Origin of the sequence: Burkholderia territorii (genome assembly GCF_001718335.1) — a bacterium.
GTDB classification, from domain to species: domain Bacteria; phylum Pseudomonadota; class Gammaproteobacteria; order Burkholderiales; family Burkholderiaceae; genus Burkholderia; species Burkholderia territorii.
The window spans coordinates 1408147-1423496 of record NZ_CP013366.1 but is presented as its reverse complement, the minus strand read 5'-3'; the positions used below and the strand labels follow the sequence as shown (position 1 = coordinate 1423496).

The following is a 15350-nucleotide window of genomic DNA, read 5'->3' as shown; positions in this document are numbered from 1 at the left end:
CCGTTACATCCCCCGTCGGCGCGCGGCGATTCTCTGCAGCACGCTGAACACGCCGAGCGCGAGCAGCAGCCCCGCGACGACGCCGACCACACCGAGCACCACCGGGTGCCGCGCCGCGTGCGTCCATACACGCGCGTACCACGGCACGAAGCCGACCACGTACGGCTCGCCGACGCGCAGGCTGTCGACCTGCCCCGGCCGCACCAGCGCGAGGTCGCCCTGCAGCTGCGACACGAGGCCCGGCTTCTCGAACACGTCGAGCAGGTCGGCCAGACGCGCCTGGTCGGTCGCCGTCAACGCCACGACGCTGCGGCCGTGGCTGCCCGGCAGCTCGAACCCGGCCAACGCCGCGAGCGAGCCGGTCTGCTCGATATGCGCGCCGCCGTCGGCCATGCCCACGCCGTTGCGCCAGCGTTCCTTCACCGAGAACGCGACACGCGTCGCGCCCGCACCGGCCTGGCGGTCGATCGACAGCGGCAACGCCGTGCGCCAGCGCGACAGCAACGGCGACGCGGGCGAACCGTCGATCACGAGCAGGTCCTTGCCCGCCAGTGCGGCCACGTCGCCGGGCCGCGCGATCTGCACGCGCAGCGCCGGGAAGCCGGTCCACTGCCCCATGTGGCCGAGCATCGTCAGGTAGGCTTCCAGCTCCTGCGGCGACGGCCGCTCCGGCATCACGACCGCCGTCTGCGACAGATCGGCGAAGCGCGTGAACGGGAAACCGCTGTTCGCGAAGAACGCGAGGTTCGGCAATTGCGCGTAATGGACGAAGTGCGAGAAGTCGATCGTCGAATCCGGATCGATCGCCGCGCGCTGCGGCTCGGTCGCGGTGCTCGAACACAGCCCCGTCTTCTGCGAATCGAGCGTGAAGCGGAACTGCAGCTGGTTGCCGCTGCCCACGCGAAACGCCGGGATGTCGACATCGCTCGTCACGCGCCCTTCCGGCACCGACAGCAGCGGCAATTGCATGCGCCCGCGCGCGTCTTCCGCATGCGCCGGCCCGAGCCGGTACGACTTCACGAGCTGATCGTTGATCTCGACGGCGAGCGTCGAGTTGTCCTGCACGGTCGGCGCCGTGTAGCGGTAGCGCAGCGTGATCGGCACGCCCGAGCCGTTCCACGAATGCAGATCGGCCGGCACGCGCAGGTTCAGCCGGATCGCGTCGGGCGACGTGCCGCGCACTTCCAGTTCGCGTGGATCCGACACCAGCTCGCGGAACGCGATCGGCCGGTTCACCGGCAGCCAGCGCGGTGCGTCGTACGGCTTGCGCGGCGCGCCGAGATCGACGTGCGCGACCGTTGCCGCCGGGCCCGACAGCGCCGCGCGGCCGAGCACGAGCGCCGCGACCGCATCGTCGACCTCGGCCGCCGTGCGGCCCGTCACGATCAGCAACTTGCGGCCCGGCGCGGCCGGGTTGTCGGCGACGGCGAGCAGCGGGCCGTCGACCGACGGCAGCGCGAGGCCGGCCGGCAAGGTCGCGGCCGTGCCGACCACCACCGCCTGGTCGTCGGCCGGGAGCGTCGCCGCGACCGGGAAGCGCGCCTGCCGATAGTCGGCCAGCGCGCCGAACCACGACGCGAGCACGCCGGCGCTGCGCAGCGTCGCCGAGTCGGGCGATGCCGGCAGCACGAACGGCAGCCGCAGGAGCCCGTTGTCGCGCCGGTCGAAGAACGGCGCGGGCAGCAGTGCGAGATCGTTCGGCAGGCGTACCGGCGACTCGTCGAGGATCAGTTCGCTCGTCGGGCTCACGTCGGCCCACAGTGCCGAGCTCGACGGATCCTCGCAGTGATCGAGCGTGTAATGCGCGATCAGGCGCAGGCCGATCTGGTTGAAATCGGAGAAGTAGCGCGGATCGATCGGGATGTCCTGCGTGACCGTGCGCCCGGCGCGCGTCGCATCGAACGGGACGGTCGCGACCACCTCGCCGTTCATCGACACCTTCAGGTGCGACATCGGAAAGACCAGCGACGGCGAATACGCGTAGGTCAGGCGCAGCCGTGCGCCGGTGACCACGCGATCGAGCCGCACACCCGCATTGATCGTGCGCGCGTCGTCGGCGCCGCGCAGGTGGAGCGGATCGAACGCGCCGAGCGACGCGAACGGCAGGTGCACGGTCGTCGCGGGCAGGCCGGCGGTGGCCACACCGGCGGCGGCGCCCGGCGCTGTCGCGAGCGGCGGCGCCGCCGTGCCGCCGGCGAGCATCGGCCCGGCCGGAGCGCCGGCGGACGCCGAAGCGGGCGCGGCCGGCATGGGCGCGGCCGACAACGCGGCCGCATGGAACGCGGCGAACGTGGCGACCGACACGACGAACAGCGACGCGGCCGGCTTCATGCGCGGCCCCGCATCGTCATGATCGTCCGGTCGTCAAGCGCGCCGCAACCGGCGCGCGCAAAGCAGCTATGCCCGTGAGTGCAGATCCCCACTGCTTCCCCTCAAAGTCTGGCCTGAATTGCATTTATCGAAACGACACGGCGAATCATTTTGCTGTCGAATCGTCGGACAGTGCGCACCTGGCACCGGTGCTCGCACATTCGTCACACTATCTCAAAATTGGGACAATTCTCACCCTGATTCGTGCTGATGAAGCGAAAAACAACTCAATCCGGTCGGAAATGCTGCGCGTCGCGATGGAATGGCAAGAGTTACGCCGTTGCTGCCGGCCAGGCCGACCGGCATACTGCCGGCGCCGCCGAACCGATGGGCCGACCGTCCGGGGCACCAACCGGATGCCGGCGGCGGCCCGTTGCGGGCCGCCCGGAACGCGCTGCCGCGTGAGCGGCGCGTATGCTACCGCAAGCCCGCGCCGCGCGCTGTGCTTTCTTCATGGAAAAGTGACTTGGATCAAATCGTCGACACCGCCACCCCGTCCCCCGATACGCTGCTGCGCATCATCGCCGTGCAGGCCGAGATCGTGAAACTCGGCCTCGACCTCGGCAGCGTGATGGCCTACGTGGCCGAGCAGGTCCCGCAACTTACGGGCGCGAGCGGCGCGGCGGTCGAATTCGCCGAAGGCGACGACATGGTGTACCGCGCCGCGTCGGGCTCCGCAGCCGGGATGCTCGGGCTGCGGCTGCGCCGCTCGGGCAGCCTGTCCGGCCTGTGCGTGACGCGCGGCGAACTGCTGCACTGCAAGGATTCCGAATCCGACCCGCGCGTCGACCGCGACGCGTGCCGCCGGGTCGGCCTGCGCTCGATGCTGGTGATGCCGCTCACGCATGCGGACACCACGGTCGGCGTGCTGAAGGTGATGTCGCCGGACATCGACGGTTTTTCAGCCGCCGATGCCGGCACGCTGCGGCTCACGGCCGACCTGATCGCCGCCGCGATGTTCCACGCGGCGCGCAACGAGGCCAACGAGCTGTACCTGCGTGCCACGCACGATTCGCTCACCGGCCTGCCGAACCGCGCGCTGTTCTACGATCGGCTGCGCCAGTCGATGCATACGGCACTGCGCGCGAACGGCCGGCTCGGCATCCTCAACATCGACATGGACGGGCTCAAGCCGATCAACGACGGCTACGGCCACCGCGCGGGCGACGCCGCGCTGCGCGAGATCGCCACGCGGATGCAGCGCGCCGTGCGGCGCTCGGATACGGTCGCACGCGTGGGCGGCGACGAATTCGCGGTGATCCTGCCGAACATCGCCAGCCGCGACGACGTCGATGCGCAACGCGCACGGCTCGCCCGGCAGGTCGGCGAGCCGTTCGAGTTCGAGGGGCATCCGCTGCGGCTCGGCGTGAGTGTCGGCATCGCGATGCTGCCTGACGACGGCACCGACATGAACGCGCTGATCGAGCGAGCGGATCAGGCGATGTACGAGGTGAAGCGCACGCGGACGCGGCGGGCGGCGCACGCATGACCGGCTTGGCAACCGCGGCCCGCCGGCCGCCCGTGCCGGTCGCGGATGGCTAACCGAGCCGCGGCAGCGCGATCGCCATGCCGATAGAACAGCGTGTCGCCGTCGTGCGTGACGAAGTCGGCCGCGCGGGCGGTGCGCGCGCTCACGCCATCTCTCTCGTTTCGTCGTTCGAATCATGCGCCGCCGCCCTCCGGCGCCGGTCCTGCCCGTCCTTCTGCGGCCGTTAGCCGCCCGCTTCGGCGACGCCGGCCTGCACGCGCCGCACCACCGTCACGATCGACAGCACGATCAGCACGCGCCACAGCCACACCGCCACGCTGCCGACCGGCAGACCGACGCCGATCCACAGCGCGAACGCGCCGAGCGCGAGCGCGCGGTCGCTCTTGCCGAACGGGCCGTCGTAGCGGCGCGTCGCGCCGGCGAGCGGGCCCATCAGCCCCGCGCATTCGACGATCACCGCCGTCAGCGCGAACAGCCAGACGTCCGCCTGAGCGAACGCGGCGACCGCGAGGAACGGCAGCACGAGCGCGACGTCGGATACGATGTCGCCGAGTTCGTTCAGGTACGCGCCCAGCGTGCTCTTCTGCCCGTGCTCGCGGGCGAGCATGCCGTCGATCGCGTTGAGCGCCATCCGCACGAACAGCCAGATCGGAATCAGCAGGAATAGCACGCGGGCGAACACGCCGAGCCCGGCGAGCGCGCCGACGACGATCGAGCCGCCGGCCGCGAACAGCGTGACCTGGTTGGCCGTGACGCCGCGTTCGGCGAGCGAATCCGCGAACGGGCGCAGACGGTTCTGGAATTTCGGTTTGAGTGCGTAGAGGCTCATCGTTTTATTGGTTTATTCACGTTCGGACACGTTTGCGGCAGCCCCGCCCCGGGCCGCGCACCCATCGGCAGTGGCGTGCAACGGATGGGCGTAATCGTCGCCGAGCGGTCGCCAGCGCGTCAAGCCGCACACGCGCCGGCGGTGCCGGGCAATCTGGCGTTTTCGACGGAAACTCGCGATAATCCGCTGGCCCGCGAGCGCAGCAATTCATTCGAACTGTGACCGGGCGCTCGTGCAACAGCCGATTATCACGCCGTCGAACGGCGCATTCGCCGCGACGCAACACCGTCGGCGCATCGTCCGATTATCGCGGCCCTGCGACAGGCAGCCACGAATTTGAAAAAACTTAAACAATGGCCGTCCGGTGCGCATTCTGCCGCGCCGGCATTCCGGGATTCCGTCCGCCGCGCATGCGCGGTTGCGCGGGCATGCGTGCAGGAGGCGCGACGCCGATGAACATCCTGAACGTGTGGCAGCGCGACTTCCTGCTGTCGATCGTGCGGCTCGTCGCCGGTGCGTATCCGGTCTGGCATCAGGCACCGCCCTCCCCGACACAGAAGATCTACTTCTCGAACCATACGAGCCATATCGACACGCTCGCGATCCTCGCCGCGCTGCCGCGCGACGTGCGCGCGGTCGTGCGGCCCGTCGCCGCGCGCGACTACTGGGACAGCAGCAACGTGAAGCGCCACGTCGCGCAGAAGCTGCTGAACGTCGTGCTGATCGACCGTCACCGCGAAAGCGGCGGCGACCCGTTGGACCCGGTGCGCGATGCACTCCGGCAAGGGCACTCGATCATCATCTTTCCCGAAGGCACGCGCGGCGCCGAAGTCTTGCCGCAGCCGTTCAAGAGCGGCCTGTTCCATCTCGCGACCGAGTTTCCTGAGGTCGCGCTCGCGCCGGTCTACCTCGAGAACCTGCAGCGCATCATGCCGAAGGGCACGATCTGGCCCGTGCCGCTGATCTGCAAGGTGCACTTCGGTGCGAACGAAGCGCTCGCCGCCGGCGAGGACAAGCCGACCTTCCTCGCCCGCATGCGCGACGCGATCGTCGCGCTCGCGCCGCCGCAGCGGCCGGCCGGTTGAACACGGCGCCCTTCTCTTCCTTTTCCGGACCTCTTCATGCGAACTCTCTTCTGGGAACTGGTCGCGGGCGTCACCGGCGTGCTGGTGCTCGCGACCGTGATCGGCGCGATCCTCGGCGCGCGCAGCGGCGGCACCAGCGCGACCATCGTCAACCTGAACCAGCGCATCCGCGCGTGGTGGGCGATGATCGCCGTGATGGTCATCGCGATCAGCCTCGGCAACAACGTCACGTATCTGGTATTTGCGCTGCTGTCGTACCTGACGCTGCGCGAGTTCATCACGCTCACGCCGACCACCGCAAGCGACCACACGACGCTCTTCATCGCGTTCTTCATCGCGATTCCGGTGCAGTACCTGCTGCTGGCGATCAACTGGTACGGGATGTATTCGATCTTCGTGCCGGTACACCTGTTCTTCGCGATGTCGCTGGTGTCGGCACTCACGCAGGACACGCGCGAATTCCTGAGCCGCAACGCGAAGATCAACTGGGCGCTGATGGTGTGCGTGTACGGGTTGAGCCATGCGCCGGCCGTGCTGATCCTCGACATTCCGCGCTACGCCGGGCAGAACGCGCTGCTGCTGTTCTTCTTCCTGTTCGTCGTGCAGATCAGCGACGTGCTTCAGTACGTGGTCGGCAAGCTGTGCGGGCGCCGCAAGATCGCGCCGCGGCTGTCGCCGTCGAAGACGGTCGAGGGCTTCGTCGGCGGCGGCCTGCTCGCGACGCTGTGCGGCGCGTCGCTGTATCGCGTGACGCCGTTCAGCTTCGGTGCGGCGTTCGGGATCTCGCTCGCGATCGTGATCGCGGGCTTCGTCGGCGGCCTCGTGCTGTCGGCCGTGAAGCGCTCGCTCGGCACCAAGGACTGGGGCTCGATGATCGCGGGCCACGGCGGGATGCTCGATCGCGTCGACTCGATCTGCTTCGCGGCGCCGGTGTTCTTTCACCTCGTGCGGTATTTGTACGTGTGATGCACGGGCGGCGCCATGCCGCCCGTTTCCGCGCATGAAGGATCAGTATCCTTCGCGCAACGCCTTCGGCACGATGTAGCGGCCACGCGCCGCATCGAACTTCACCGTGTAGCGCACGTGAATCGCGTGGCCGCCGCGGGTTCCGGTCTCGGTCACGATCAGCGGATAGACGATGCCAGCGTCGGTCGTATCGGGAGCGATCTCGAAACGGCGGTCCTCACAGCGGGTCGGGTTGCTTGCGCAGTCGTTCGACGCTGCATTGTCGAGTGCCTCGTTGATGCGCGGCGCGGCCAGTACCAGCGCATCGCCATTCGGCAGCCAGATCGAGCGCAGGCGCTGTGTGTAGCCTTGCCGTGAATCGGCTTCGCCGATCACGAAACCAAACAAATGTGGGCCGAGCCGCTGAATGTGCATCGTGCCCGGCTCGCCGCGCGCGCCGGACGCGATGCCTGTCTTCTTTAGCACCGGTTCGAGTCGACTGCCATCCGCCGACGGCTTCAGCACGTACAGGTCGATCGTACCCGTCGTCACGTCGTCGTCCATTCCAGGTGTTCCGTTCTGCACGGCGTCCTCGGTCTCGCCGCACATCGCGAGCAACGTGCGCGGGCCGTCGGCCGTCGCGACGCGCAACGATCCGCAGGGTGTGTAGATGAAGTCGCCGGCGCCTGCCTGCCAGCCCTTGCGGTCCGCGCGCCAGCCACCGTACGTGTCGCGGATGAACGCTTGCAGCGCATGCGCGAGATTCGCCGACTCGGCGGCATGGACGGGCGGCAGCGTGGCAAGCGAGGCGAATAGCGCGACGCCGGACAGTGCGGCGAGCGTTGCCGCGAACCGGCCAATGCGCACAGGCTCGACAATCGCGCCGCCTGGCATAACGATTTCTTTGTTCATCCCTGGATCCGGTCGATGCGTGCGCCCCCATGCCGCACGCGCGGGCCTGCCCGCGAGTCCGAAGCGTACACGTACAGCGCGGCATGCGCACGTGCGCATGCCGCGCGCCCTCGACCAGAACCGCCCGCCGGCCAATTACTTACTGCGGATCCCGCTGCCCTAGATCCACGTGCAGCGATTCGCCGATCGCATAGAAGTTGCCGCCCGCGATGTAGTGCAGGCTGCGCAACGCCGGATCGGCCGATTCGAAATACCAGTGGCCGTCGCGGAACACGCGCGTGTCGGACCACGCGCCGACCACCTCGCCGATGAACAGGTCGTAAGTCTGCTGGTTGTGCGGCTCCGGAATCAGCTTGCATGCGAGCCAGCCCGAGCAGCCGGCGACGAACGGCAGGTCGTGGCCCTCGACATCGAACAGCGTGACGCCCGCTTCGCGCAGCTTGTCCGGCCGCTCCGCAAGGCTGTGGCTGCCGACCGCATGCGTGAGCTGCAACTGCGCAGCCGTCGGTACCTGGATGACGAAAGTGCCGCTGCGCTCGACGAGCTCGCGCGTCTTCGCCGACTTGTCGAGCACGACCGTCAGCTTCGGCGGCAGGAAGTCGAGCGCGCAGGCCCATGCGGCGGCCATCACGTTGTCGACGCCGTCGTGACGGGCCGACACGAGCACGGTCGGGCCATGGTTGAGAAGACGGTAGGCTTTCTGCAGCGCCACCGGAGCGATGTGACTGTCCATGCGGGTTCCCTGGTGAGCGGCCCGACGCGTGCCGGCCGAAGGCCGCATTCTCGCACCCTGTGCCGATCGACGCTGACGGCGAGCGCGGGTCGGCGCGAGCGCGCAATAACACATCCGGCCCGCATGACGCGATTCAATTCATTAAATAATCAATTGATGAATCGGCGACGAATGCGTTCTCGTCGAATTTCCACCGAAAATCGCGCGGAATTATCACGAATCCGGCAATACGCCGATCGCTCCCCGTTGAAACTCAAATCGATTGATACACAATTCTCAATAATGTGAATCTCTCAATGGACCTTGCCGAAGCACGCACCTGTCTGCTTTAGGTCACATCGGAGAATTTCATTTTTGCCGTTCGTCGTCGGCTCGGTAGTCTTCCTGCCATTCCGGTTCAAGAAAGCAAGCCAATCGCAAGGAGATGAAATGAAACGCACGACCCTCTCGCTGATTTCGCTCGCATCGTTCGCGGCCATTCCCGCCGCGCATGCGCAGTCGAGCGTCACGCTGTATGGCGTGATCGACACGTCGATCACCTACGTGAATCATGCGCAGGGCAAGGACAACGCGTGGATGCTCGGCAACAGCAGCGCGGGCAACCTCGCCGGCAGCCGCTGGGGCGTGAAAGGCACCGAGGATCTCGGCGGCGGGCTGAAGGCGCTGTTCCAGCTCGAGAACGGCTTCGATCCGAGCACCGGCCGGCAGGGCCAGGGCAACCGCCTGTTCGGCCGGCAGGCGTTCGTCGGGCTGACGAGCGACCGCTACGGCACGCTCACGTTCGGCCGCCAGTACGATCCGCTCGTCGACCTCGTGCAGGGCATCACCGCCGACAACTATCTCGGCAGCGTGTTCGCAACGCCGGGCGACGTCGACAACTACGACAACAGCTTCCGCGTCGACAATGCGGTGAAATACACGTCGGCCGTGTATTCGGGCCTGCAGTTCTCGGCGATGTACTCGTTCGGGGGCATCGCCGGCAGCACCGGCGCCGCGCAATCGTATTCGGCTGCCGTGTCGTACAACAATGGCCCGTTCAGCGTCGCGGGCGGCTACTTCCACGCGACCAACAGCCCCGCATCGAACGGGCTGCGCACCGGCTGGACGAGCTCGTCGGACGGCACCTTCGACGGCCCGATCAACAACGGTTACGCGAGCGCGCACTCGATCGGCATTGCCCGCATCGCGGGCCAGTACGTCGCCGGCCCGTTCACGTTCGGCCTCGGCTACAGCAACGCGCAGTACCGCCGCGACGCGAGCTCGGTGTTCAACTCGAACGAGCACTACAACACCGGCCAGGGTTTCGTGAACTATCAGGCGACCAATGCGCTGCTCGTCGGCGTCGGCTACAGCTACACGCGCTCGGGCGGCGATACGTCGGCGACCTATCACCAGGTGTCGGCCGGCGCGGACTACAACCTGTCGAAGCGCACCGACGTGTACCTGACCGCCGCGTACCAGCATGCAAGCGGCCGCACGGGCGACGGCAACGGCGGGTCGATGGACGCGCAGGCGTCGATCGGTTCGTATGGCTATGCGGGCACGAGCTCGCAGACGATGGTCAACCTCGGCCTGCGCCACCGCTTCTGATCGATGACGGCCGGCTGCGCGCGGCAGCGTGCGGCCGGTCGATCGGCTCCGGATTCGGGGATCGAGATTCACCGACACGGCGGCTGCGGCCGCCGTCTTCGTTTTCACTGTGCGCGCACGGCCCGATGCGCCGCCCGTCATTCCGCGTCGCCGCATTATTCACTGCCGCCTTCACCGCACATGACGCGACGCGTCAGGATTGCGACCGCGATCGCCCGCCGGCACGCGCACGATCGCAGTCGTTTTTACCGATTCCGTCCCGGCGCGCATCGATACCGGCGCCCACCGAAATGCGCGACACATGCGCGGGCAAATGCAAAGGAAAGTTTGACGCGAGCCATTTGACTGCGCGCTATGGCACACTTCGCGTCTGCGTAATTTCCTTGCACCGGGCGGCCGGATTCCGCCCCAACCTGCCATGCCGCGTCAGACTGCCCGTTCGATCAGCCACGCCACGCCGAAGATCGCCGCGACGATCGCGCTGTCGTGCGCGCTGCACGGATTCGCGCAAGCCGACTGTCTCGACGACGCAGCCACGTTCCAGAAGGTGAGCGTGAGCCTGCTGCGCGGCATCGCGCAGGTCGAATCGGGAATGAATCCGAACGCCGTCAACACCAACACGAACGGCACCGTCGACATCGGGCTGATGCAGATCAACAGCACCTGGCTGCCGACGCTCGCGCGCGAAGGCATCACGCGGGAAAGCCTGTTCGATGCGTGCACCAACGCGTATGTCGGCGCGTGGATCCTGTCGCAGAACATCCGCCAGCTCGGTGCCAACTGGAACGCGATCGGCGCGTACAACGCCGCGTCGCCCGACAAGCGCCTCGCGTATGCGCGCAAGGTCTATGATGCAATCCGGACCATGCCGGATTCGCCGGATACTCCCATGCCCATCCTGCCCCCCTCCTTCACGCCGCCGCAGCAGGTGCAGCCGTACAACCCGTTCGCGAGCCTGAGCGTGTCGGCGCCGCCGGTCGCGCGTGCCCGCACGCTCGCGCCGGCCGCCCCGCCCCCGCAGCCGCAAGGCGGACCCGCCGGCCCGGCCGGCACGTACAACTTCGGCTGGACGGTCACCGGCGCCGACCAGGCGAAGCCGACCCAGGTGTTCGACGACGGCGCACGAATCTACGTGCAGTTCAGCGACATGAAGCATGTGCCGGCGATCTTCACCGAGACGTCGTCGGGACGCGTGCTGATGTCGTGGGAACTGCAGTTCCCGTATGCCGTTCTGACGCGTCCCGCGCAAACGTTAATCTTCCAGCTTGGGCCGTTCGAGGCGCGCGCGCAGCGCGGCGCTGGTGCGGCGGCTGCAGCCACAGCACAGGGCGGAACGGCAACGACAGCGGGAACGCAGCGTCCGGGGGCGGCGGCAACGGCCGCAACGGCTGCCGCAGCGCCGACGGCGAAACACGGTGCCAATGCGTCGGCCAAGCGCACCACGTCGTCCGATGCGCTCTGGTACATCGATACGGCGTCGACGTCCGGTTCGGCGGCGACCGCGAGTACGGCAAACTCGTCGCCGGCGTCCGCCACGTCCTCAACGCCAGCGACGTGGCCGACCGCAGTGACGTCGAACACACCGGCCCCCGTTGCGACGCCTCAGGCGCCCGCGGCAACGAAGCCGGCTGCGCGCGTCAGCACCGACGCGCTCTGGTACATCTCGAAGTAACGCACGCGCCGGCCCGCCGCATCACCCGCGCCGCACCCAGATCACCTTGCCGTCGCGAATGCCGAGATCGCGGCGCTCCGCGCGGTAATCCATCGTGCCCGGCAACGACTTGCCGTCGCGCTCCAGCACGCGCCACAGGCAGCCGTCGAGCAGCGCGGCCGCGTCGGCCTCGGTCCTGCCGATCAGCGCGTCGTCCGGGGCGGCGTCCGCCTTGCACGCAGCCGTGGTGCCCGACGGCGCCGGATCCATGACCGCGCCGCCGGCGGTGGCATTCGGATGCTTCACATTCATGTCCGCACATCCTGCAAAGGTTGCGCTTGCAACGAGCGCAACGATCATCGCGATCGTTTTCTTCATCGGTTTTCTCCGTGACGCGGCCCGGCCGTTCATGCGACGCATGATGCGAGCCACCGGGCATTTCGTGCGTAATCGATTCCGCGCGCGGCGCGAACCGCGCCCCGGCAGATGCAGGCCGGCGAACGACGGCACGCCGCGACGCGATCAAGCCACTTCAGCCAACCCGCGCCGCTGGCCCGGCGTCGCGCCGGACCGGATTGCATGTTACCGCACGCGATCCGCGGCAGCCATGACATCGGCGTCCGCATTCCGCATGCGCGATGCGGGCCGCCTTCCCGTTCAGAACTTGTACGTCGCGCCGGCCATTCCGAAGTAGTTGCTGCGCGTCTGCACGATCGGGCTGTCGCCGTAACGCCCGAGCAGCCGCGTAAAGCCGCCGGTCGCGCGCACCGACCAGTGCCGCGACACGTCCCAGTTCCACGCGAGCGACAGCGTCGCGCTGTCGACCCCGCCGCTCGTCGAATACGGCCTGAACCCGCTCGCCAGCGACTGCGCGTCGGTCACGCCGTAGAACGTCTGCATATAGCGTCCCGTGCCGGCGTGCACGCTACCCGTCGCGACGAACGAATGGCGTCCCGTCTCGAACAGCGGCACCGCGAGATCGACATGGCCGGACAAGCCGCGCGACGCATGCGTGACAGGCGCGTCGACCGCGATCGTCAGTTCGCCGCCATCCAGCAGCTTCACGCCGGCGCGCAAGCCGACGAGCACCGATCCCGGCACCCGGCCCATGCCCTTCAGGTGGTCCGAGCCCGGCAGGCCGAAGCGATTTTCGTCGGCGCGGCCCGCGTCGTAGCCCAACGCAGCCGATACGAATGCACCGTGGGGCAGGTTCAGGCGGTAGCCGGCGCCGGCGTTGGTATCGATGAAGAAGCCATTGCCGAACATCGCCGAAAACGACGGCCCGACGACCGCGCGATACTGGTTGCTCCCCTGGTAGCGCGGTGCGAAGCCGCCACCGAGCGATATCGTGTACTGGTTTTCGGCGTGAGCCAGGGCGGCAAGCGTGAGGCCGGCAAGCGGCATGCAATAGCGCAAGGAGCGGAGGGAAGGACGCACGATGTCGGGACAAGAGTGAAGGAGCCCGAAGTCTAGGTTCGGCCGCTCGGCACGACTGTCCGGAAACTGCGGCAAATGTGTGGTCAATTGTGTTCGAATGTTCCCGATTGTCGTGCGCGTCCCCGCGCCTTCGGAACGGCGGATAGAATTCGCGTGCCGCGCTCCGCGCCGCCGGCAGGATGACGGAGGACGCGCGCATTTCGAGGAGACCCATGAACGACAATCCGCTCAAACATCGCGTGCTGCTGATCGAGGATGACGACCGTCTCGCACGTCTCGTGCGCGAGTACCTCGACGGCTACGAGTTCGAGGTGACGGTCGTGCGCCGCGGCGATCTCGCGGTCGCCGCAATACGCGAACATCGGCCCGCACTCGTGATACTCGACCTGATGCTGCCGCATCTCGACGGGATGGAAGTCTGCCGGCGCATGCGCGCGTTCACCAACGTTCCCGTGCTGATCCTGACCGCGCGCGCCGACGTCTACGACCAGGTCGCCGGCCTCGAAATCGGCGCCGACGACTACGTGACCAAGCCGATCGAGCCGCGGGTGCTTGTCGCGCGTGCCCGCGCACTGTTGCGTCGCGCGCAGCCCGCCGCGTCGGAGCCGCACGCCGACACGCCGGCGCACGAACTCGTGTTCGGCGAACTGGCGATTTCGGCACCGAACCGCACCGTCACGTGGCGCGGTGAACTCGTCGACCTCAAGACCACCGAATTCAACCTGCTGCTGATCCTCGCCCGCTCGGCCGGCACGGTGCTCAGTCGCGACGCGATCCTGAAGCAGTTGCGCGGAATCGAATTCGACGGCATCGACCGCTCGGTCGACTCGGGCATCTCGAAGCTGCGCCGACGCTTCGAGGACGCTTCGTCGGAGCCGCAACGGATCAAGACGATCTGGGGCCGCGGCTACCTGTTCAGCCCTTCTGCGTGGGACGACTGAATGCTGCGCTCTCTGATCAGGCTGTACCTCATCGTGATCCTGTGCTGTGCCGCAGCGATCGTCTTCATTCAATGGTCGTTCAACAGAATCTTCTACGAGCGGGTGGCGCAGGCGCAGCGCGACGCGCTGACCACTTACGCATTCGTGCTGAACGACTACCTCGAACGTCATCCGGGCGGGAAACGCTCCCTCGCGCTGCGGGAACTTGCGCAGCACGGCAACGAGCGATTCGGTTTCGTGACGATGGCCGACGCCCGTGCCGCACTGACCGGCGCGCCGTTGCGCGATCTGGACGCCGGCCGGATCGCGATCAGTTACGACCGCAGGAACTACTACATGCCGCTCGCGGACGGCTCGGTCCTGCATGCTCGCCCCATCGCGCCGGCCGATCTCGACATCCAGATCTACGCATACGGGATGACCGCGCTCGCGGCGCTGTTCGCCGTCGCGCTGTGGATCTCGTATCACTGGCGCGACCTGCGCAAGCTGCAGGCCGCCGCGCACGCGTTCGGCGCGGGCAACCTGTCGACGCGCGTGAAGGTGTCCGGGCGGTCGAACATCTACGAGCTGTCGCGGCAGTTCAACGACATGGCCGAGCGGATCGAAGCGTCGATCAAGCAGCAGCGCGAGATGATGCACGGCATCTCGCACGAGCTGAAGACGCCGCTCGCCCGCCTCGAATTCGGCCTCGCGCTGCTCGCCGATTCCGACGACAACGGGCGGATGCGCGCACGTCGCGACGAACTGCGGCGCGACGTGCGCGAACTCGACGAACTCGTTACCGAGCTGCTGACGATCGGGCGGTTGGAACAGGGGGCAAGCGAGCTCGCGCCAATGGACGTCGTCGTCGACGCGCTGATCGACAGCGTCGCCGGCAACGTCGCGAACGATGTCGCGGATCGCGGCCTCACGCTCGGCGTCGCGACGACCGGCGCGCCTGCGACCCACGTCTGCGATCCGAAACTCGTCGCGCGGGCGCTGCTGAACCTGATCCGCAACGCCGCGCGTTATGCGTCGCGCACGATCCTGCTGTCCGCCACGCACGATGCGTGCGGCGCGCTCGTGCTCAGCGTGGACGACGACGGCCCCGGCATTCCGGTCGCCGAACGCGCGCGCGTGTTCGAACCGTTCCAGCGGCTCGACTCGAGCCGCGATCGGCAGACGGGCGGGTTCGGCCTCGGGCTCGCGATCGTGCGCCGCGTCGCGCTCGTACACGGCGGCGATGTGCGGCTCGAGGATTCGCCGCTCGGTGGCGCACGCTTCGTGATGACGCTGCCGTCGCATGCGTTGCCGGCGTTCCGCAGTGATGGGTCGTCGGCGTGCTGATGCATGTTCGTCACGAACACGCGAGCGGACCGAGCGCGTCGG

The 15350-nt window shown here is 67.7% G+C and carries 13 protein-coding genes; 7 read left to right on the top strand and 6 right to left on the bottom strand.

The window, feature by feature from the left end:
- Positions 1-3: 3 nt before the first annotated feature.
- A complete protein-coding gene (bcsB, locus tag WS51_RS17145; protein ID WP_069229502.1) occupies positions 4-2331 on the bottom strand; it encodes a cellulose biosynthesis cyclic di-GMP-binding regulatory protein BcsB in 2328 nt (775 codons plus the stop codon).
- Between the two features lie 505 nt (positions 2332-2836).
- Here bcsB and WS51_RS17140 point away from each other — a divergent pair.
- Positions 2837-3859, top strand: coding sequence for a sensor domain-containing diguanylate cyclase (locus WS51_RS17140; RefSeq protein ID WP_069229501.1), 1023 nt, complete (start codon positions 2837-2839; stop codon positions 3857-3859).
- A 223-nt stretch (positions 3860-4082) separates the two neighbouring features.
- Here the strand turns inward: WS51_RS17140 and WS51_RS17135 are convergent, their stop codons facing one another.
- Positions 4083-4688, bottom strand: coding sequence for a CDP-alcohol phosphatidyltransferase family protein (locus tag WS51_RS17135; RefSeq protein WP_069229500.1), 606 nt, complete (start codon positions 4686-4688; stop codon positions 4083-4085).
- A gap of 452 nt (positions 4689-5140) precedes the next feature.
- Here WS51_RS17135 and WS51_RS17130 point away from each other — a divergent pair, with 452 nt between their 5' ends.
- Positions 5141-5773 (top strand): lysophospholipid acyltransferase family protein, encoded by a 633-nt coding sequence (locus tag WS51_RS17130; protein WP_069230001.1) that lies wholly within the window; start codon positions 5141-5143, stop codon positions 5771-5773.
- Positions 5774-5809: 36 nt separating this feature from the next.
- Positions 5810-6739 (top strand): phosphatidate cytidylyltransferase, encoded by a 930-nt coding sequence (locus WS51_RS17125; protein ID WP_059506159.1) that lies wholly within the window; start codon positions 5810-5812, stop codon positions 6737-6739.
- Between the two features lie 42 nt (positions 6740-6781).
- Here the strand turns inward: WS51_RS17125 and WS51_RS17120 are convergent, their stop codons facing one another.
- Both WS51_RS17120 and WS51_RS17115 read right to left on the bottom strand, forming a co-directional pair.
- Positions 6782-7630, bottom strand: coding sequence for a hypothetical protein (locus WS51_RS17120; RefSeq protein ID WP_060330243.1), 849 nt, complete (start codon positions 7628-7630; stop codon positions 6782-6784).
- Positions 7631-7769: 139 nt separating this feature from the next.
- Positions 7770-8363, bottom strand: coding sequence for a flavin reductase family protein (locus WS51_RS17115; protein WP_059546263.1), 594 nt, complete (start codon positions 8361-8363; stop codon positions 7770-7772).
- 429 nt (positions 8364-8792) lie between these two features.
- On the opposite strand from WS51_RS17115, the gene WS51_RS17110 reads away from it, so the two are divergent.
- Positions 8793-9953 (top strand): porin, encoded by a 1161-nt coding sequence (locus WS51_RS17110; protein WP_060023181.1) that lies wholly within the window; start codon positions 8793-8795, stop codon positions 9951-9953.
- Between the two features lie 418 nt (positions 9954-10371).
- Positions 10372-11625: a lytic transglycosylase domain-containing protein gene (locus tag WS51_RS17105; RefSeq protein ID WP_069229499.1), complete on the top strand. Its 1254-nt coding sequence runs from the start codon at positions 10372-10374 to the stop codon at positions 11623-11625.
- 21 nt (positions 11626-11646) lie between these two features.
- Here the strand turns inward: WS51_RS17105 and WS51_RS17100 are convergent, their stop codons facing one another.
- Together WS51_RS17100 and WS51_RS17095 are read right to left on the bottom strand one after the other, a co-directional pair.
- Positions 11647-11982 (bottom strand): hypothetical protein, encoded by a 336-nt coding sequence (locus WS51_RS17100; protein ID WP_059506151.1) that lies wholly within the window; start codon positions 11980-11982, stop codon positions 11647-11649.
- 279 nt (positions 11983-12261) lie between these two features.
- Positions 12262-13008, bottom strand: coding sequence for a MipA/OmpV family protein (locus tag WS51_RS17095; protein ID WP_059789863.1), 747 nt, complete (start codon positions 13006-13008; stop codon positions 12262-12264).
- Positions 13009-13253: 245 nt separating this feature from the next.
- Between WS51_RS17095 and WS51_RS17090 the strand changes: the two genes are divergently transcribed.
- Both WS51_RS17090 and WS51_RS17085 read left to right on the top strand, forming a co-directional pair.
- Complete coding sequence (locus WS51_RS17090) at positions 13254-13982, top strand: response regulator (RefSeq protein ID WP_059769754.1); 729 nt, start codon at positions 13254-13256, stop codon at positions 13980-13982.
- Entirely contained in the window at positions 13983-15308 is a 1326-nt protein-coding gene (locus WS51_RS17085) for an ATP-binding protein (protein WP_069229498.1), read from the top strand.
- The last annotated feature ends 42 nt before the right edge of the window (positions 15309-15350 follow it).